The 552-nt window shown below is 44.2% G+C and carries 1 protein-coding gene; it reads right to left on the reverse strand.

Annotation, left to right across the window (positions count from 1 at the left end):
• A partial coding sequence (locus R8O11_RS30435; protein WP_412035101.1) for an HDOD domain-containing protein occupies positions 1-552 on the reverse strand: 552 nt, incomplete at both ends.

Below are 552 nucleotides of genomic sequence, written 5' to 3' on the forward strand. Positions count from 1 at the left end.
CCACTATCCAGATACAGGTGATATTCGTTAATGAGGCAGAACAAGCCAATATCGGCCAATAAGCCAACTAGAAGTGCCTTTTCCAGCTCTAGATGTGTGTAAACTGAAGGCTCGTGTTTGTGGAATTCTTGTACGACCAGCACCATCGTGGCGCCAAGTTCTCGAGAGACGGCCGCACTTTTTACCAGTATGTCATTGCACTCTTTACTCAGATTGACCGCGTGTTTCAATTGCTCGATAGCTTGTGCGGTCACGATGTCTCGAACGCGGAAGATGCCTAAACGAGAGACGGCGGTAGTTAAATCACTACAAGTAATGTTTCTTCGGTTAAAAATCACCGAGTTGGCTACGCGAATCACAATTGCAGCTAACCCTGGATCTTCTAAAAGGCAATTTGCGACATCAGAAACCGTGGTGTTTTCTTCTATACAAAGTTTTTGAATTTTGATGACTACATCGGGGATGGGTGGTAACGAAATTTTACCCGTAGATATGGATTGTTCGACCAATTGGGCGAATTCAGATTCAAGCGCTTGTATAAGCTTATCTTTG

The sequence above is a fragment of the Vibrio sp. 1288 genome (assembly GCF_033344475.1).